We start from the raw sequence: 18,381 nt of genomic DNA, 5'->3' as shown, positions 1-18,381 counted from the left end.
TCATCGGGAAGCAGTCACACCATCCCCCTTACATGCGCATCATCCCGCGCGTGTGCATGTTCGCTTGTATGTGCCAATCTGTTGCCAGGTGTGCCTATCTGCTGGTCGGGAATCCGCGCCCCGTGGGGCATCGACGGGGTAGCGGCGCGGAGGGGGAGCCCAACCATGGACAACCGGTACGAGGTCTACTGCCTGGCCGACAGGCATTTCTACGAGACTCCGGAGCGCTTGCCGGCGTCGCCGGCAGAGTCCGGCGGCGTCGCCGTATTCGAGACTGCGCGGCGGCCGGTTCCCCAGGGGTGGACGGGTGTCCGCAGCGGGGGCTGGCTCCACCTCACGCCGACGGCGTCCGGCGCCGATCTGCCCCTCCAGGGCTGGAAGATCCACGTATCCGCCACCGCCGCGAGCGCGGAGAAAGTCGCCGCTGTGGTGTGGGACTACTGCGTTCCCCGAGGCATCCGGTTCAAGTTCGTCCCTGGCCCGCGGTTGCTGCATCTGCGCAATGCCAAGTACGCCTCCCGTGACACCAGCGGAAAGTTCGTCACCATCTACCCGGCCGACGAGCAGGCTCTGCACACCGTTCTCACCGAGCTGCACGGGATCATTGGCGGCATCCCGGGCCCGTACATCCTCACCGATCTGCGCTGGCACGAGGGTCCGCTATACGTGAGGTACGGGGCCTTCGCCCGCCGGTACTGCGTCGACGAGCGCGGCAGGCTCGTTCTCGCGATCGAGGACGGCGAGGGCCGACTCGTACCGGATCCGCGTACGCCCGCCTTCCAGGTGCCTGCTTGGGTGACCCTGCCGCCTTTCCTCAAGCCGCACCTGGACGCGCGCAGTGCGTCCACGGTCGGTGAACTTCCCTACCGCATGGAGAAATCGCTGCACTTCTCCAACGGCGGCGGTGTCTACCGCGGCATCGACCGCCGCGACGGGGCGCATGTCGTGCTCAAGGAGGCCCGCCCGTACGCCGGCCTTGACATCGCCGGGGGCGATGCGGTTGCCCGACTGGAGCGCGAGAAGGCGGCGCTGGACCGACTCGCCGGGCTCGGTGTCGCGCCGACCGTGCGGGACTGGATCACGCTGGGGGACCATCGCTTCCTCGTCATGGACCATGTCGAGGGCCGCTCCCTGAACTCCTTCTTCGCCGAACGCCACCCGCTGGTCGCCGCCGCCCCCGATCCCGTCGCGATCGCCGACTACACCACTTGGGCCTTGCGCATCCACCGCGCCGTCGAGGAAGCGGTCGAGGCGGTGCACAGCCGAGGGATGGTCTTCAACGACCTGCACATGTTCAACATCTTGGTGGCCCCGGACGAACGGTCCGTCGTCCTCATCGATTTCGAGACCGCCCAACCCACCTCCGACCGGCGCCGTCAGCCTGTCGCCCACCCCGGCTTCGTCGCCCCAGCGGACCGTACGGGGATCGAGGTCGACCTGTACGCGCTGGCCTGTCTGAGGCTGGCGCTGTTCCTGCCGCTGACGACACTGCTCGTCCTCGACCGGCGCATGGCGGCACGCCTCGCGGACGTCATCGCCGTCCACTTCCCCGATGTGCCACGGGAATTTCTGGACAACGCCGTTGCAGAGATCACACGCGAGGCAGGCGGGCGGTCTGTCCCCTCGTCCACGCCCGTGCCCCGGCGGATTAGCGCCCCCCGCGACCGGGCCCGGCCCGGCGACTGGCCGCACAGCCGCGACTCCATGGTCCGCGCCCTGCTCGCCTCCGCCACGCCGGACCGCGACGACCGGCTCTTCCCCGGCGACATCGCCCAGTTCTCTGACGGTGGCGGTCTCGGCCTCGCCCATGGCGCCGCCGGAGTGCTCTACGCCCTCGCCGAGACCGGCGCCGGGCGGTACGAAACGGGCGAGCAGTGGCTGCTCGACCACACCGACCCCCCACCACCGGGCACCCCACTCGGACTCTACGACGGCCTGAGCGGCATTGCCTTCGTCCTCGACCGCCTGGGGCACACCGGCCACGCCCTCCGGCTCACCACCGCCGTGCTCGACGAGAAGTGGCAGCGCCTCCCCTCCGACCTGCACAGCGGCATCGCCGGAATCGGCCTCCTCCTCAACCACCTCGCCCACCGCACCGGTGAACGCCACTTCCACGAGCGGGCCCTCGAAGCCGCCCAGCTCCTCGCCGACCGGCTCACCGCCCCCGCGCAGCGCCCGCCGCACCGCCGCGCAGGGCTGCTGCGCGGTGCCACCGGCCCCGCCCTGCTCTTCCTACGGCTCCACGAACGCACCGGCGCCCCCGCCCTGCTCGACCTGGCCGACACCGCTCTGCGCGCCGATCTCGCCCAGTGCGTGCCCACGCCCCACGGCTCACTGGAAGTCCACGAAGGCTGGCGCACCCTGCCCTACCTCGGCGACGGCAGCATCGGCATCGGAGCCGTCCTCGACGACTACCTCACCCACGCCCCCCAGTCCGCAGCCGCGGAGCTCGCCCCGACGCGCACCAGCATCATGACCGCCGCCTGCTCCCGCTTCTACATCCAGCCCGGCCTGTTCCGAGGCCGGGCCGGGATGATCTGGCACCTCGCCCGCACGACCTCACCCGGCACCACCCCCGGCCACCTCGCGGCCCAGATCGATGCTCTCGACTGGTACGGCGTGAACTACCAGGGCGAACTCGTCTTTCCCGGCGACCAGATGATGCGCCTCTCCATGGACCTCGCCACCGGATCGGCCGGCTGCCTGCTTGCCCTCAGCACCGCCCTCGGTGACACCGACCGCCCCGCACAGCTGCCTTTTCTGCCACCCCTCCAGGCACCCCCAAGCCGGTTCCCCACACCCACGGAACCGTGACACACCCGTGTCTCCATAAAGAAAACACGAGAGAAAGGAAGGACCATGGCAGTCCTCGACCTTCAGATCCTGGAATCCGAAGAAGAGCACACCGAGGCCGGCGGGAGCGTCGCGAGCCTGCTTCTGTGCCATAGCCAGGTGAGCATCACCGTTTGCCTCTGACGCCCCCTCACAACAACCGGTAACGGCCCGGAAGCCATCCGCTTGTCGATCAACAGAACTACCGGGCCGAGTGAGCAGACCGAGACAGCGGCCGCCACCCCGCAGGACACAGCCGAGTCTGAAGTCGGGGCCGGGGAGATACTGGACCACGTTTCCCCATCCGCCTCAAGGCCAGGCCAACGTCCCCTGAGCCTTCGGGTACGGACTACCGACTACCCGGTTCCTGGGGATGACGCCCCAGACGGCACTCCGCCGCATCCGGGTACCGGCGGTACGGCGGCCGCCGCCCGGATGAACCGGCTCGGGCCGAGTGGGCTGGAGGAACATCTGGAGGAGGCCGGACGGGAGCTGCTACGTCGGCTGCTGCAGAACCACCTCGTCTTCTTGATCTGCCGCCCGTCCCGGGTCGTCACCAGCTCCCGGGTCGTGCACTTCTCCCCTCCCGGCCACACCTTCCACGGCCCTTCCCCCGGGTTCTGGAACTCCTCTCGCTTGTAGCCGTCACGTTCGGCGCGTTGTTGTCCGTCGCCAGAGTCTTCAACTCCGTCACGGCCACCGCCTTCGACGGCACCCCCGGCAACGCCATGGGCACCACCGGCTCCGGCGCACAGGCTGTTAACTGGCTGCCTCAGCTGCACCACCACAAGAAGCACATCGATTCCGTCGGGGTCGGCTCCGGGGGCGGGGGTGTGGGGCGGGGCTTGGCCGGCGAGGTCGTCGAGGGCGCCTGCGAGGGCTCCTTCGACGCTCTCGGGGACGCAGTCGGCTTCTTGCCCTTTCCGGAACTCTGGGGCTTCTCGGACTTCTCGACGTTGCCGTCCGGCGCGGTGGAAGTGGCGGAGGCCGTCGAGGTGGCGGAGCGGGACGGGGTAGGGCGGTCCGGCTTGTCCGTCGCGGTGGAGCCGGTCGGAGCGGCCGCTGCCGTGGAGGCGTCCGGAGTGGCGGAGCCCGCCTCCTTACCCAGTCCGCCTTCGGTGCCGAGCTGGGCCACGCCCAGACCCGCCCCCACGAGGGCCAGGGCCACGCCTAGGAATACGAGCTTGCCGCGGCGGCGCCTGCGCCGGGTCTGCCGGAGCTGGGCACGGCCGCGGATGCGCCGGGGGCTGCGCGGCTCCTGGTCCCGGCCCTCACTGCGGGGCGCCTCGCCGCCGCCCGCCAACTCCTCGGCCGCGGCCGTCTCCTCCGCGTAACGACGACAGGCCTCGGCGGGGGTGCCGCAGCCGGGGCAAGTGAGAGCGCCGTGGAGGTGCCTGCGACAGGGGTGGCAGTAGTCCATAGGTCTGGGAGGCTAAAGGCGAAGCCGTGAATGGTGAGGCAGATGGTGTGAATGTTCTGTGCCAGTCGGCGCTGCTGGTTTGCTCCCGGGTCACACATGTGTCAACCGTCGTCGCCTCATACCGCTGGCTCCACCGATAACAGCCCGTCCGGCGGTTTGAGGACGAGCCGGTCGGGGCCCGGTGCCGTCGGGAGAGACGCCGACGTCCTTGGCAAGGGCACGGCGCCTGTACAGCGCCAGCATCTCGCCGAGGTTGACCACAAGCCTTCCGGACCGTGGGGTGACGTCTATCCAGCCGGCCTGCTCGTCGGCGATCTGCAGTCCGCCCTGGGAGTCCTGGATGACCATGGAGAGGAAGCCGTAATCCTTGTGCGTTCCCGCGCCCTGCTCGTGGTCGGGGAGGGGGCGGGATGGGTAGTGCAGTAGTTTCAGGCGTGTGTGAGCCTGGTGGCCGAACCACTCGGTGAACAGGTCCTCGTGCATGTCGAGACCGACCGCCAGGGCTGAAAGCAGTGTGGATCCGATGCCCTGCAGTTCCTCCAGTAACTCAAGCATTGCCGGGCGCAGTTCGGGGAGTTCGGCGGGCCACTGGTTGGGGCCGGTCAACCGCCGCCAGGATGGGTCACCGGGACGCAGCGGGAGGGCGGGGCGCTCGCGTCCGATGTCGAACGGCTCTCGCCAGTCCATGCGTCCACTGGTGAGTTCGCGGCCCGCTGGGGTGTAGCCGCGGAAATGTGGCGAGTTGATGTGTTCCACCGCGAGCCGCTGCTCCTCGGGGAGGGCGAAGAAGCGCCTGGCAAGTCCCAGGAGTTTTGTTGATCGCTGCTGGGTGATGCCGTGCCCGGTCAGATAGCAAAACCCGGACCGGTGCGCGATGTCGCTCAGCTGTTCCGCGAACTGCGGTCGTGATGAGGAGTCGTGCCATACCCGCAGGTCCAGTTCGGGTAGCTCGGAACAGCGCGGCGGGCGAGATGCGGGCCTGCGGGCCGGCTGAGGAGGGCGGTTCGCGGCGGTCACTGGGTCCTGCCGAAGTACAGGTTGCGGGTGTAGTCGTTGAGTCGGCCATCAGGAGCGGAGTTGAACGAGAGGGTCGCGCTGATCCGTGGCGTGGCGCCGTGTACCGGTGTGACCCGGTGGAGGGAGATCCGGCCGGAGTGCAGGACGAACGTGCCTGGGGTGGTGGGAAGTTCGCGCGTCAGCTCGTGCCGCTCCCCGTCGGCGATGGCTCGCAACGTGTCGCGGTCCTGTTCCACCGCTGTGCGCGAACGCGGTACGTACTCCAGAACTCCACCCGCCTCGGGCGCGAGGAGATGCAGGACGATCGTGTACTCCGAGACATCGAAGTGCCAGTCCTGTTCATCACCATCATGGTGGACATGGACGGTCATGGCGCCGAGCGGGTCAGCCGAACGGAACACCGGACGACCTACGGCGGCGGAGACGAACCCCAGCAGTGGTTCCCACTGGAACAGCGCCTTGAGCGGCGAGTGAGTTCCGATGCGGTCATACGCCAGCGTGCTCTTGGTGTGTGCCCGACCCACGTCAGCCGGATCGGACGCCCCACCCCGGTCGGTGGGATCCGAGGCCCTGCCCGCGTCGGCGGAGGTCCCGAGGAACACATTGTTCACACCGGTGAACCGATAGCCCAGTGTCTCGGCGTCCTCCCGCGCCCGCGCCGCCACCTGCGTGACGGCCTCCGGCCGCAGAAAGCCGTCGAGCACCGCCAGACTGGTCTGGTCGAACTCCGCACGGACTCTGTTCAGCAGTGCCAGACCCGGTTCGTCGTCCAAGGCATCGACCGGGTACGTCTCCAGGTCCACCAGCGCTGACATCTGGGACTGCACGGCTTCGCCCCTCCCATGAGCCCAATGCCCCGGGCTCGACGCGGGGTGACATGCCCGACCGGAGGGCAACGTCACCGACTCCTGGTGTTCAGCGGGTTCGACCATAAGCGACGTGCGCCTCGTCAGGGCAGACGGCCTGTGGCTCGCGGACGTGCACATGGCCTCAATGCTTCGGTTAGCCGGGGCTCAGGAGCGTAGTGCAAGTCCTGCCAGGCAGCCGGGCTCGGCAGCTTTCGGCAGCGGGAGAACAGCTCCAGGAGCAATGCTCAAGACCTGTGGATCAACCTCGGGTTGGCGCGCGAAGGGCGTACCTTCCCGAATGATCCTGTGACGGTCATCGAGTAGGCGATCGAGGTCACGGCCCCGCGGGTCAATGACAAGCGCGTCGACGAGACGACCGGGAGCGCAAGCGGTTCTCCTCGGCGATCCTGCCACCCTGGGCCCGCAAGTCCCCCAAGAAAAGCGAGGTGCTGCCCCTGCTTTACCTGCACGGCCTGTCCTCCGGTGACTTCGTGCCCGCTCTGGAGCAGTTCCTCGGCTCCTCCGCCGGCCTCTCGCGCGCCACGGTCACCCGCCTGACGACGCAGTGGCAGGCCGATCACAAGGCATTCGGCGAGCGCCACCTGTCGGCCACGGACTACGTCTAGGTGTGGGCCGACGGCATCCACCTGCGGATACGCTTGGCCGAGGCGAAGTCCTGCGTGCTCGTCGTCATGGGCGTGCGCGCGGACGGCACCAAGGAGCTGATCGCGATGGCCGACGGCTACCGCGAGTCCGCTGAGTCCTGGGCCGACCTGCTGCGTGATTGCGCACGGCGCGGGATGCGCGCTCCAGTCCTAACTCGGCTACACCGGCAGTGCAAACCTGCTGGTCCGCTACCTCAATCAGGGCCGCGCCGAGGGCGATCGCCCGGTGACCACTCCTCGCCGCGCCACCCGGCTCCTGCTCACCCGCCCCGAAAACCTGCGCACCAAGGAGACTGCCCTCCTGACCGCTCTCACCACCGCCTGCCCCGAGATGCGCGAACTTGCCGCACATGTCAGCCAGTTCGCGGGACTACTGGCCCCGGCTGAAGGCAACGACGTCCGACTCACTCAGTGGCTCACCCAAGTCCGCGGCACCGGTCTGCCTCACCTGCACAGCTTCAGCAACGGCCTCGAACTCGACCGGACTGCTGTGAACGCCGGCATCACCCTGCCCCACCACAACGGACGCACCGAAGGCGTAAACACCCGCACCAAGAGGATCATGCGACAGATGCACGGCCGAGCCGGATTCGACCTCCTCCGCCACCGCATCCTCCTCACATGACGACAAAAGGTCACCACCGACTACGGAACAGAGCCGTTCGTTTGACAGACCCCTATCTTGGCGAATGTGCGCTTGAGCTGGCGAGGCTGAGCGTTTGGGTTGGCCCGAAGGGTGGGGTTTTCCTGCCCTACGCTGGCCTGATGGGTGTGGGGATAGAGGTGCTGATCGTGGACTGGCCACGCGTGGAGGCGGCCGCGGCCGACGACCGGGAAGAGCTGCTGAGCGATGCCGCCTTCGGCGAGGCGTACAGCGACGACCTCTTCGAGCATGGCTGGTCGTGGCCCGCACAGCCGGGTGCGGACTGGTACGGCAGGTATGCCTTGCGCAACACGTTCGGCTCATACAAGCCGCACTTTTGGGCCGGCCACCGCTGGGACCACATGCGCGACTTCGTCGAGCCGGAGGTACGCAAGGTACTGGACCGGTTCAACGACGCGCTGTTCTGGCATGGTCTGGAGGACACCACCGGGGTCGGTTCGGGGCTCCCGGAGCGGCCATGCACCTGGGACGCGGACCTGTTGCTGTGGTGTCCGCCCGATCACGTGCCGCTGATCGCCGGATGGTGGCGGCAGGCGGCACCCCAGCTGGAATCTCTGCGAGAGCCGTTCACCCAGCACGCCGCGGAGCCCGGCGGGTGGATCACGACCTTCGAATCGTTTGCCGACCTCCTCACCGACTGGGGAGAGGTGGTCACGGAGGCAGAGCGCCGCGGCTGGGGAATCGTCGGCCTACGCTGCTGACCGCCACCACGGTTCACGGTTCGCATCGCAGCAGCGGGATGAGCGGCAGCGCCCAGGTAGGGGTTGGGCCGTTCGTGTCACCTGTGGCCTGGTCTCCGGTTCATCCGCTGTGGGAGGATGAGCGCATGATGTTGACCAGAAAGGGCGAGGCCGCGTAGGTCGCCCGGCGCCGTGCGCGCCGACCGCCGGTCGAGCAGGACCCAAGCGCCGAAGTTCAGTCAGGGCGCTGTTGCCCGCCTTGAAGCCCGGCAGATGTGGCCTCCTTCCGTAGCGAATGCCTTGACGCGCTATGAGAGCTTTCTGCGCCAGCGTGGACGGCCTCTGTATGTGCCGTGGCGGGACTGCCCGTGCTGCGATCCGATCTACGCTCGCGACACCCTGGAGCTTGTGCTTGATCAGCTGCCGCCGTTGAGCAGAGCGGATCTGCGACGGCTGGTGAGTCGGCTGGATGGCGATCTCAGGCGACGGAGTCTGCCTGACCCTGATGCCCGGTTGGATAGCGAGTGGCAGGCAACGCGGTGGTGGCGGCGACGCCTCCATGAGCCGTGGCTGGGCCAGTGAGAAGACTGGACGGAGCGGTCGCCCTGCCGCCGCGGGCTTGCCCAGAGCCGACGGGTGGCGTCGGGGAACATGCCACGCTTCTCCACCAGGCCGAGCAGGCCGCCCGCAGAGTCGAGGGCCAGTGGTGGGTTGTGGGTGACCGGGTCACTGCTCGGAATCCGGAAGCCGCCAGCCGAAGGGCATCAGATCCCGCTCCCAGTTGGGTGATCCGGCCAACACATCGGCGGCCTCGGGAACCCTCAGGAGACAGCGATGGCGCAACAGCTCGCGCCGCTCGTCGGGCGTCAGGAGCCTCTCCTCCGGGCTGAGATTCGCCGGGTGGTCCGGGCTGATCTCCGTACTGCCGTCGATCTCGCGGTCCTCTGCCACATTGAGCAGATCGGCAATCGGGGTCCGGTAGTCGAGGCGAAAGTCCGTGCGCCACTGCGAGTTGCGACCCCACCCCTGGGACAGATCGACCGTCGGCCGATGGCGACGCCGAAAGGTCCAGAACAGCGGCGAGCGATCGGCGACGCCGCGCTGGGCGTGCTCGACACCGGCGCGGACTCGGACGCCGGCTCGGCTGAACAGCAGTTGGCCCAGCAAAAGACCGGGCCGGACGAACTCCATGATCTCGATCGCAGCGTGCGGGTCGTCGGCCTGCTCGACCTCGACGATCTCGTGGAGGAACGGGTCAAAGGTGCTGCCCTTGAACGGCGTCATGCCGAGTGAGGTGAACAGGCCGAGGTACTCGTGCTCCGAGAGCCTGAGCCGCAGGTCCGGGCAATTGACCTCGCCGGCGGGAGGCTGGAAAGCCAGCAGCAGGTCACTGACCCGGCTCAGGGCGTAGAGCTCCCACAAGAGTTCCTGACCATCAGGAACCGTCTCCTTCTCCGTCCACCAGGACCTGTACTCGGCCGCCGTGGCCAGCCAGGCGCGGTAGCCGCCCCCGGCCCGGTCCAGCCATGGCACGACAACCGTCTCGTACAGCTTCGGCCCCTCGTGCCACCCCAAGGCCTCGTACAGCTCGCGTGCCTTCCCCCCGTCGCTCATGCACGGAGCCTACGTGAAGATGCTGGAGGCACAGGGCCCATGGAGGTCGCGGAAATACGCGCGCGTGGTGGCCGACGGACTCGTCTCCGCCTACACCCTCGACAAGCCCACCAGCATACGGATCCCCACCGACGCGGATGTGGCACACGCCGGGCTGCCGAAGCTGGGCGAGGCAGCGCACGCGAACCTGACGTGCATACCCGTCGAGCAGGAGGAAGTGTCCTTCAAGGGGAGGGCGTTGCTGCACTCCGTGTACGGCGACTCCCCCGTTCATCGCAAGCAAGGCGCTGTTCCTGTCCGAACTGGCCCAGCAGGTCACCGGCAAGCCGGTCCGGAACGGAGCCCCGGTCCGTCCGGGTGAGCGAAGGGCCCGACTCCGGTATCCGGGGCCGCGGCCCCTCCAGTGCTCTGACCGGGATGGTTCGCCGGGTTGGTTGTTGCGGCGGTTGGATGTGCGGTGACGTCCGATCCGACTGCTGGGGGTGTGGCGGCAGAGCCTGTCCGTGCGCGCAGGCTGACCGACCAGGAGGGGCAGGCCGCCGAGTTCACAGGGGAAGTGAGCGACCCCCGCTATCTCGAGCACTGCACCAAGGGCACGTACTTCCAAACGGTCTTCACAGGCCATCTCCCCTAAGCGTAAGTTCGGGAATGTGCTGTCTCAGTCATCGTGTAAGTGGACTGGGGCAGCTTCTCTATGTGAGTGCCGTCGGCGTCGGCCCCTCACACCGGGAGCGCGCCGCTGACACTCAAGCGCTGATCACGCTGCCTGTGCCGTGCCGTCTGCGGCCTGCCAACCAGAAAAGCGCGGTCAGCCCACGCCGATTCTCGTCGGTAAGCGCCTTCGCCGAGGCCGGCTCGATGAGGACCTGCTGGAGCAGCAGCGTGTTGACGCCGCTATGACGGAAGCCTGACCGGCCGTGCAGCGCCGGCCTTGATGCCGGCGGTGGGCAGGTGGGGGGCGGCGGCGAGGGCTGCGCAGGTCATTGATGCGGCGCTGGAGCCGCGCGGTCGTGGCGCCGGTCAGGACGAGAAGAACGCGGGGGTAGAGGGGGTAGCGGCTGCGCCATGCCGGCTGGGGACTGGTGCTGTTGCGTGCGGCCCAAACGAGTCCCGATGCGAGGCCGCCGGCCACGGCGCCGATCAGCCAGTAGCGGGCGCCTTGGTGAACGGCCTTGTCGATCGCGGCGTCCACCCGTTCACCGATGACCCGGTATCGGCGCAGCAGGATGCCAGCGCGCAGCTGGTCGGCGACACGCTTGTCGATCATGTACCAGTGCAGGAGATACAGCACCTGCCGCTCGGCGGACATGGCGCGGGCTGTGGCGTGGTGTACGCGGGCGGCTTTCATGCTCGCCACACCCTGCGGCAGCGCCGCGAGCACCATCAGTGGAAGGAGCAACAGGTGCAGGACGGACACCACTCCCATCGCGGCGATGAGGGAGGCAAGGGTGGCCATGAGCTGCTGGGACTCGGTGATCAGGTCCCCGGCGACGTCCGCCCCGCGGTCGGCCGCTTCCCATTTGTCATTGAAGCCGGGCTGGTCGTAGGCAGCGAGCTCGGCGTGGATGGCGACGTCGAGCATCTGTGTCTCCGCCTCGCGGCCCCAACCGGCTGGGGAGGTTAGTCACTGCGATGCCCAGCAGGGCCCGTGCTCCGGCCGCTCCGACGATCACCAGGAGGGAGGGCAGAGCCTGGGTGAGGCGGTCGGTGAGGTGCCCGGAGGCAATCAGCGCGGTGATGGTGCCGGTGATGGCGAACAGGCCGAGCGCTTCGAGGATTGCCGGAGGCGGCCTGGACTCCGGTCTCTTCCCGCAGCTCGCGGGCCGCGCCGCAAGAGGCGGCTTCACCGTCTTCGAGCTGGTCGGCTGGTACTTGGAAGCAGCCGCCGAACACTGGCTGGTCGCGGCGCTGCCCCATAAGGATCTCTTCGCCGCGACGCAGGATGACGTGAACGTCCGCGACGTGTGCGGGATACCAGTTACCTGAGAGTGTCTGTGCTCGGGGCATGCAGGTCCCTTCGACGTGAGAGGTGCTGCGATTTCGCCGTCCGCCCGCTGGGGCGAACAGAAGATCGTGCCCCGGCATCTCAGCGGAGGGAAGAGCGCACAGGCACCGCCCGCCCGGCACGAAGCCACCGGGCGGGCGGCCGGTGGGCAGGGCTCTTCTTCCTGCCCGTTGCCGCCGGGCAGCGCCCACGCTGGTGCTGGTCGTAGTGGCACTGGCGGTCGACGGATTCAGCTTCGGGGCGGAGACCATTGACGAGGTCTCGCTGCTCCTGATGGGCCTGCTGATAAGCCTTCAGATGCCGGCCTGCTATCTGCTGGCCGCGGCGTTGGCCAAGCCCCGCACGGACGAAGCTGCCGCAGGCCAGGAGAGGCAGGAAGCGCCGGCCGCGGCGTGAAAAACTGTAGGGGTCCGCCTCCGTCCGGACGGGCCCCATTCTCATGCGCGCTTCGCGGGCGGGCACGAACGCCACCCTACCGTCAGTGCCCGCCACTACGGTGTTCGGCTATGACCGACAACAGCATGTGGGAACACCCGGCGGACGCCCGGATACTTCGCCACGGCGGCTACACCCTCACCGTCATCGACAACCCCACCCCCCACGCCTTCGGCTCCCTGCCGCCCAACGACCACGCCCGCGCCCGCCAGGTCGCCGATTCGCTCCTCACCGTCGAGAGCGTCGACGCCGAACTCGACCCGCTTCCCGCCACCGACATCGGCGTCGCCCCGCATCACACCCGCGCCGATCTCGAACAGGTCCACATCGGATGCTGGGGCCCGGTCACCGAGATCACCGATGCGGCCCTGGCCGACCGAACCGGGTTCTTCCCCCTCCGCGACCAGGCCGAGGAGCTCGCCAAGGCGCACCCGAACGCCGCGGTCATCGGATGCGCCTGGATCGACTTCTCCATCGACTACTGCGCCTACGTCTTCATCCACCCCACAGGAGTCCGGCTGTGGGCGGACGGCTATACGGGGGAAGAGACCTGGGACGTGCGCGACGACAGCGTCAGCGACATCATCACCGCCTTCTCCGCCTCTGCCGAGCTGGCCCCCGGCTTCGACTTCGATGCCGAACCCCAGCACATGCAATACCACGACGTTCATGAAGCGTGCCTGTCCGCGGTGATGCCCCTCGAACGACGCCATCTGACGCTGTCGTCGTTCCGCGTCACCCGCACCGAAGAGGCCATCGGAGACCTCGAAGAGACCTGGCTCGATGAGTAACGATCGTGCGTACAGCATGAGTTGATGTGCGCCATGCCGGTTTTACCGCTCCATGACTGCGAGTTGACTGGCTATGGCGAGAGCGTTTCGCGGCGTCACACAGACCACGGGGCCCCTGCCGCCGCGAACGTACTCACCCCATGGGCCCCCGACGGGGAACACCGTGAAACCTTCCATACGTCCGCGGCGCATGGCCGCACTGCCGCGCACGGCGGTCGCCGTGGCCTGCGCCTCGATCATGTCGCTCGGCGCCCTGACGCCGCTGGCGCAGGCCGCGCCGAGGCCGCCCAAGCCTCTCGACCCGGGCATGCCGTGCTTCGAGTACTTCGACCTCCTCGAAGACATGGCCGGCGTCGTCGACCTCCCCACAGAGGACCACTCGCGCCCGGCTTCCGAGCGGGACACGTACGAGTACGAGAACCCCGCCAAGAAGTGGGACGGTCTCGGCCCCGCCTTCTCCCGAGGAGGAGGCCCGGCTGGGGAAGCTGAAGCGGAAGCCGCCGAAGTCCAAGCCCATCGACCGGATTTACTGGACCTGGATCAACGCGAAGAAGACTCCCAAAACCAGAGTGTGGGACGACTGGTCGCACGGGCGGGACGCGCGGATGATCCGCAATGCGGGCAACGACCCACGCGGTAAGGCGTTCGAGAAGAAGTTCATCCGGGATCATGGTCTGACCAGCAAGGGCTGGATCTGTCAGAAGGAAGTGATCTTCACCGATCCCGACACCGGTCTTCCGCACCGCCGCCAGTTGGACGCCTACCACGAGAAGTCCGGACGGATCATCGAGATCAAGTCCAACGGCGAAATGAGCGAGACGCAAATGCCGAAGGACCGTGCTTGGGCGAAGGATCCCAAGTGGAAGGGCACCTCGTGGCAGAGCGTGTTCGCTGAGCCGCAGAAGCCGGCGACCCGCGAATTCCTCCACGAGCAGCGCAAGATCGCGCAGGAGAACGGCCGGGAGGGCACGTCCTACGACTACAGCTCTGACCAGGTCGAAAAGGCCCCCGCTGGGTGTGCGCCCACCACCACGCCCCTGGCCCCCGCGGGCAAGGCGCCGTGCGGTGTGCGGTGTGCGGTACAAGTCGAAGGACATGCAGGCCCCCGGCCGTCCCGGCATCGCCGGCGGCGGCGGTGCCAACGACGCGATCCGCGAGTCCCGGCCCACGCCGAAGGACATGCAGGAGTTCCTCAAGCGCAAGAACCTCGCCAACCCCGGGCTCTCCCCGCGGGGTCCGGGCGGGGTGGACTTCACCACCCTGGAGCTGCGCTACGTCGGCAAGCCCGTCAAGGGAAAGGGCCTCGACTACTCCCGCATGTATTAAGGATAGAAGAGGTTCAGTGCTCGCAGAGGGAGAATTCTCGTTCGTAGAGCTGCTCGTTGTGTTCGTCGACGAAGAACTTGCGTTCCTGCATGAGTTGTTCGCGGTAGTTCTTGGCCTGTTCAAGCGTCATGGTCGAGGTGTCGGACCATGGTTGTTGCGGTGGCACATCGGATGTCGAGACGATCTTTTCCGACGGGTCGACCAGGAAGAACGCAAGAATTTTGCGGTATCCCGGGCGGGTGGGGTCCGTGAGGCGGAATGAGCCGACGCGGTGTTGCAGGATGTTCGGGAACGCCAGGCAGCGGCCCGCTGGGGTCGATGTCGATCCCAGCATCTGGTTCAGTGCGCCTTCGTCCTCCAGGCCGTAGACCTCACGCAGGCCGTTGTCGTCGTTCTGTTCGTAGCGCGGGTCGTCGAGTGCCGCCCGGAAACTCAGCCGGCTTTCGGTGATGTTCTCGCTGTCCCAGTAGTAGATGCCGGTCGAGACGATCCGCTCGTTCATCATCCCCTCGACATGCCAGGAACCGCCGGGGTACTCGGGCTTGTCCGGGGTGAGATGAATGGTGGCGAGCTTGACGATGACCTGGAGACGGCGGCCGCGCAGGTCGACTCGGGCGGATTCATCGGGCAACTCGGGCGGGGTGAAGTCCGGGGCGTCCGGGATGGCCGGGCGGCGGTTTTCCCACGAGTCGTCCTGGGACTCTTCCCATGCACGGAGGGCTTCCGCGTAGACCCCATCATCACTGTAGGAGGATTTTTCCGGATACTCCGGCTCCGAGTCGTACCACCCGAAAGGATCGGCCTCGATCCGCAGGGGCCGCGGATGGCGCAGATCGGTGAGCACGTTCTCCAGCAGCGGGCGCAAGCACGCGAACAAGTCTGGCAGGACGGAGGCTAGTTCGCGATGAGTCTCGGGGTGGACGTTGTTGACGTACGAACGGAAGGCGACATCGCCGTCGTCACTGACGTCGACGTCCGTGGGTAGCCACTGGAATTTCTCCGAGAATTCATACTTCGAGTAGCGGTCCGTCGGGTTCTGCCAAGCCCTCTCAGGTGCACCGCTCACCTCTCGCACCAGGCAGAACAGTGAGGGATGAACCAGATCCAGTACCTGGCCGTCGGATCCGGGATGCCAGTCCTGTTCTGCTTCAGGGACCTGCTCCAGAACCCGAACCGCCTCGCGCAGCCGGGATCTGAGCTTGTCGTCGACCATTGTGTCCGACTGCCACACCCCGTCGACGGCGGACACCTCGACGCCGGTTCGTCCGTCCCGCAGTGCGGCGTAATGCAGGAGTTCGGCAAGCACGTAACGAACCTGCGCTTCGGTGAGGCCCTGGGCGACCGCTTCTTGCGTCCACCTGGTGACGATGTCGGCATCGTTCATCTTGTCGAACCACCCCGGCTTCGCCCGAATGAGTGCGCTGCACTGCATCATCTGAAGTTCCCGCAGCGTTCGGGGTGTCGCGAAGGATATGGAACGGGAAGCATGAAAGGGCAGCGGGAAAGCAGACAGGCCAGTCAATTCTCTTGGTCCTCACAGTCGGTGTGCGGTGGCGGGAAGGATACTTCAGCAGACTGACACCGCGGGTGGTCCCTGTCATCGCTGGTCCGGGAGCCAGGGCTTCGACGTAGTCGCGTGATGTCCCCTTCGCGCTCGTCCGAGGCCGAGGAGCGCGAGGGGGAGGCGGGGGTTGCAGGCGTTGCGGCGTAGGCCAGCCGTGATGTCTTTCACTCCGGCCGTGCGGAGGGACCCGATGGCGAGCCTTGGAGCTTGAGTGGGTCTGGCTGTAGTCGGCCTGTCACACCGTCACAGATAGCGAAAGCAGGGTGAGTCGGGTCCTGGACACAGGAAGCCCGCGGCCGTGGGTGATCATGACTGTTCTCTGCGCAGCTTGATCACCTGGACACGTCCGCTTGGACGGCAGTGAGCAGGGCCTGCTTGAAGCAGCTCAGCATCCGCCAAGGTGACCGGAGTTCACGCCTTCGAGCGTAGATGAGCCAGGAGACCTGCTCGACGAGCTCGTACGGGACGTTGAGCATGGAGGGATACGGAACCAACAGGGCCCCTCGGTCGCCGGTGTGATGGGTGAGATCATCGCGCCAACGACGAAGGCCCTGTCCTGTCACGACCTCCGCCCACCAGGCCATTTCACCCCTGCCACACAGGATGAAAGAGGCTCATTCAGTGCTTCCTTCGGCATTGCGCTTATCTGTGCGCCTGTTCGTAGGCGTCTCTGATGGCGCCGGGAATCCGTCCACGTGGTGCTACGTCGTAGCCCTGGCGCCGGGCCCATTCACGGACGTCCTCCGAATCCATCGGTCCGGTGGCCGGGGCAGTATTGATCGCGTGAGCCCGTCGCCGGTCTTCAGGGGTGTATCTGGACGGATGGAAAGACGGCGGACTCTCGAGAAGGTCGTCAGGGAAAAACGGCACGTCGAGGGCGCCCTCGCAGAGCCTTCTCAGGAATGCGGTGATGACGCCATCAAATGTGAACCAACCGTTCCCGCTGGCCTCGCTTATTGCGATTTTCCACAGGTCTGGATTGCTTTTAGGTTCGGCCACCCAGAAGACGTATTCTCCATTGCCTGTTACTGCGGCCGGCTGAAGCGACGTGCTGGGACACGGAAGACTGTAGTCGGTCCACTCGCGTCGCTTTTCAAGCGACGCGAGGATTTTCGGTGTCTGCACCTCGATATCGATCGTCTCGGGGTATGCCTGGGGTTGGTAGAGGGACACGAAATCGCAGAAACCGGCCCGTATTCCTCGAAGAGTCTCTTGTAGTCGCCCGGGAGCCTGATGCCCAGCCCTTGTTCTACTGAGTCCCAGGCAGGCGGAGCTTGACCTGAACGGTCCACGGGTGGAGGGCATAGGCGTTTGAGCTGTTCCAAGTCGTTCATCACCCGTCCAGGTGAGCCTAGTTTTCGAATTTCTTATCGAAGAGGAGATTGCCGCGGTGGTCGAATGCCTCCATCTGAATCCACTTGGGTATTTTTGGATTGTCGTCAGCGTATTCTAGATAGACATTACAGGTGGCGCTGCCATGCTTTCTCACCTGCCCGTAGACCATGGCTTCATATTTACTCATCTGTGGGGTGTTGGTCGGATTCTGAGAGATGGTCAATAGGTTATCGTCCTCGTCTCCGGTGCCGCCGAGACGATTGGCGAGCATGTGGCCTCGCGCGTGTCCGTAGTCCTCGCCCAGGAATCCGGGGGATGTATGCTCTGTTTCGCTCCCGTACCTTCGTCCAGCATATCCGGATTAATCGTCACGTTCATTTCGTAGTGGCCGCCGCGGTGGTCTCTATGCCATTGAACGTGCCCGCCCCAGGTGACGTCTTGCCTGCACTTTTCGGCAAGGCCCAGGGGGTCGGTGAATGCGAGTGGATCATCGACGTAGGTGTAATGGTTGGCTGCGGGACCAAGGCCAAGCGGGTCCGGAGAAAGGTAGCGGCCGACCTCCGTGTCGTAGTAGCGGTTGAAATTGTAGTGAGAGGCCGGTTTCCCGGTCGTGATCTCTGCTTGACGCCGCGGGTCATGCTGTCGTCCATGTGCTTGGCGGCCTTCCTGAGGCCGCCCTCAATGCCGTCCATGACCTTGTCGATCATGATGTTGGCAGCATTGGCGATGGCATCCTTGCCGCGGGTACGCCCGTGGTGGCTCTTGGCCCGGCCGAGTTTGCCGCCCGCCTTGTTGCGGAACGTGCCGCTGGCGCTCTGCAACCCCGTGACGACGTCGTCATGTGCTTGTTCGTCGAAGCTGAAGCCGCCACTGCCTCCGCCTCCACCGGCCCCTCCGCCGCCTCCACTGCCGCCGGCGCTGAGGAGTCCCATCGGCTGGTCCGCTGCTGACTTGGCGGCGTCCCTGGCGTGATCCACCTCCTGGCTGAAGCCTTCCTTGCCTGCCTTCGCGGTGCGGCTCAGGTCCACGCCGTCCTGCACGCCCAGGGCATTCGCGCCGAGCTGCACGACCAGGTCCCCGACCATCGCACCGAGCGCTTCCTCGACAGGGGCGGCCGAGGTCGACGGCCCGGCCGACGAGGAATTCGGTGCGGCGGCGGGGCACGAAGACCCCGGGATCCACGGC

The 18,381-nt window shown here is 66.7% G+C and carries 18 protein-coding genes and 3 pseudogenes; 11 read left to right on the top strand and 10 right to left on the bottom strand.

Annotated features, from left to right (window positions below):
• The first annotated feature begins 165 nt into the window (after window positions 1–165).
• The 4 genes from lanKC (at window position 166) to AB0D04_RS31880 (ending at window position 4,166) form a co-directional block, all read left to right on the top strand.
• Window positions 166–2,814, top strand: coding sequence for a class III lanthionine synthetase LanKC (lanKC, locus tag AB0D04_RS31895; protein WP_362710382.1), 2,649 nt, complete (start codon window positions 166–168; stop codon window positions 2,812–2,814).
• A gap of 45 nt (window positions 2,815–2,859) precedes the next feature.
• On the top strand, window positions 2,860–2,976 hold the full coding sequence (locus AB0D04_RS31890) for a SapB/AmfS family lanthipeptide (protein WP_362710379.1): 117 nt from the start codon (window positions 2,860–2,862) through the stop codon (window positions 2,974–2,976).
• Window positions 2,977–3,267: 291 nt separating this feature from the next.
• Window positions 3,268–3,474: a hypothetical protein gene (locus AB0D04_RS31885; protein ID WP_362710376.1), complete on the top strand. Its 207-nt coding sequence runs from the start codon at window positions 3,268–3,270 to the stop codon at window positions 3,472–3,474.
• A gap of 20 nt (window positions 3,475–3,494) precedes the next feature.
• Window positions 3,495–4,166: a hypothetical protein gene (locus AB0D04_RS31880; RefSeq protein ID WP_362710374.1), complete on the top strand. Its 672-nt coding sequence runs from the start codon at window positions 3,495–3,497 to the stop codon at window positions 4,164–4,166.
• 176 nt (window positions 4,167–4,342) lie between these two features.
• On the opposite strand, the gene AB0D04_RS31875 is transcribed toward AB0D04_RS31880, so the two are convergent.
• Window positions 4,343–5,269: a 2-oxoglutarate and iron-dependent oxygenase domain-containing protein gene (locus AB0D04_RS31875; RefSeq protein ID WP_362710372.1), complete on the bottom strand. Its 927-nt coding sequence runs from the start codon at window positions 5,267–5,269 to the stop codon at window positions 4,343–4,345.
• Complete coding sequence (locus tag AB0D04_RS31870; protein ID WP_362710369.1) at window positions 5,266–6,096, bottom strand: 2OG-Fe(II) oxygenase; 831 nt, start codon at window positions 6,094–6,096, stop codon at window positions 5,266–5,268. The genes AB0D04_RS31875 and AB0D04_RS31870 overlap by 4 nt, the downstream gene beginning before the upstream one ends.
• Window positions 6,097–6,441: 345 nt before the next feature.
• Between AB0D04_RS31870 and AB0D04_RS31865 the strand changes: the two are divergent.
• Window positions 6,442–7,404: pseudogene (locus AB0D04_RS31865) on the top strand (transposase); the annotation flags it as partial.
• Between the two features lie 143 nt (window positions 7,405–7,547).
• Window positions 7,548–8,147 (top strand): hypothetical protein, encoded by a 600-nt coding sequence (locus AB0D04_RS31860; protein WP_362710366.1) that lies wholly within the window; start codon window positions 7,548–7,550, stop codon window positions 8,145–8,147.
• Between the two features lie 705 nt (window positions 8,148–8,852).
• On the opposite strand, the gene AB0D04_RS31855 is transcribed toward AB0D04_RS31860, so the two are convergent.
• Entirely contained in the window at window positions 8,853–9,740 is an 888-nt protein-coding gene (locus AB0D04_RS31855; RefSeq protein WP_362710364.1) for a hypothetical protein, read from the bottom strand.
• A gap of 484 nt (window positions 9,741–10,224) precedes the next feature.
• On the opposite strand from AB0D04_RS31855, the gene AB0D04_RS31850 reads away from it, so the two are divergent.
• Complete coding sequence (locus AB0D04_RS31850) at window positions 10,225–10,374, top strand: hypothetical protein (protein ID WP_362710362.1); 150 nt, start codon at window positions 10,225–10,227, stop codon at window positions 10,372–10,374.
• Window positions 10,375–10,548: 174 nt separating this feature from the next.
• Here the strand turns inward: AB0D04_RS31850 and AB0D04_RS31845 are convergent, their stop codons facing one another.
• Together AB0D04_RS31845 and AB0D04_RS31840 are read right to left on the bottom strand one after the other, a co-directional pair.
• A complete protein-coding gene (locus tag AB0D04_RS31845) occupies window positions 10,549–11,322 on the bottom strand; it encodes a hypothetical protein (RefSeq protein WP_362710360.1) in 774 nt (257 codons plus the stop codon).
• Window positions 11,323–11,360: 38 nt separating this feature from the next.
• A complete protein-coding gene (locus AB0D04_RS31840) occupies window positions 11,361–11,657 on the bottom strand; it encodes an NUDIX domain-containing protein (RefSeq protein WP_362710420.1) in 297 nt (98 codons plus the stop codon).
• Window positions 11,658–11,940: 283 nt separating this feature from the next.
• Here AB0D04_RS31840 and AB0D04_RS31835 point away from each other — a divergent pair, with 283 nt between their 5' ends.
• The 4 genes from AB0D04_RS31835 to AB0D04_RS31820 all read left to right on the top strand — a co-directional run bounded on the left by AB0D04_RS31835 (window position 11,941) and on the right by AB0D04_RS31820 (window position 14,297).
• Window positions 11,941–12,141, top strand: coding sequence for a hypothetical protein (locus AB0D04_RS31835; protein WP_362710357.1), 201 nt, complete (start codon window positions 11,941–11,943; stop codon window positions 12,139–12,141).
• A gap of 110 nt (window positions 12,142–12,251) precedes the next feature.
• Entirely contained in the window at window positions 12,252–12,971 is a 720-nt protein-coding gene (locus AB0D04_RS31830) for a DUF6333 family protein (RefSeq protein WP_362710354.1), read from the top strand.
• Between the two features lie 190 nt (window positions 12,972–13,161).
• The gene (locus tag AB0D04_RS31825; RefSeq protein WP_362710351.1) at window positions 13,162–13,611 is read left to right on the top strand and encodes a hypothetical protein; all 450 of its coding nucleotides are present in this window, start codon (window positions 13,162–13,164) and stop codon (window positions 13,609–13,611) included.
• A 434-nt stretch (window positions 13,612–14,045) separates the two neighbouring features.
• Window positions 14,046–14,297 (top strand): hypothetical protein, encoded by a 252-nt coding sequence (locus tag AB0D04_RS31820; RefSeq protein ID WP_362710349.1) that lies wholly within the window; start codon window positions 14,046–14,048, stop codon window positions 14,295–14,297.
• Window positions 14,298–14,310: 13 nt separating this feature from the next.
• Here AB0D04_RS31820 and AB0D04_RS31815 read toward each other — a convergent pair whose 3' ends face one another.
• From AB0D04_RS31815 to AB0D04_RS31795, 5 genes and pseudogenes are all read right to left on the bottom strand, one after another.
• Window positions 14,311–15,819: a DUF4246 domain-containing protein gene (locus AB0D04_RS31815; RefSeq protein WP_362710346.1), complete on the bottom strand. Its 1,509-nt coding sequence runs from the start codon at window positions 15,817–15,819 to the stop codon at window positions 14,311–14,313.
• Between the two features lie 395 nt (window positions 15,820–16,214).
• Window positions 16,215–16,393, bottom strand: a pseudogene (locus AB0D04_RS31810) (IS5/IS1182 family transposase); the annotation flags it as partial.
• 110 nt (window positions 16,394–16,503) lie between these two features.
• Entirely contained in the window at window positions 16,504–17,034 is a 531-nt protein-coding gene (locus tag AB0D04_RS31805) for a histone-like nucleoid-structuring protein Lsr2 (RefSeq protein WP_362710343.1), read from the bottom strand.
• A gap of 178 nt (window positions 17,035–17,212) precedes the next feature.
• Window positions 17,213–17,503: pseudogene (locus tag AB0D04_RS31800) on the bottom strand (DNA/RNA non-specific endonuclease); the annotation flags it as partial.
• Complete coding sequence (locus AB0D04_RS31795) at window positions 17,416–17,811, bottom strand: RHS repeat-associated core domain-containing protein (protein ID WP_362710417.1); 396 nt, start codon at window positions 17,809–17,811, stop codon at window positions 17,416–17,418. The gene AB0D04_RS31795 and the pseudogene AB0D04_RS31800, both read right to left, overlap by 88 nt.
• Window positions 17,812–18,381 lie beyond the last annotated feature (570 nt).

Source organism: Streptomyces sp. NPDC048483, assembly GCF_040651455.1.
Classification (GTDB): Bacteria; Actinomycetota; Actinomycetes; order Streptomycetales; family Streptomycetaceae; genus Streptomyces.
Note: the sequence above shows the minus strand (reverse complement) of the source record. Positions and strands in the feature narration are given on the sequence as shown.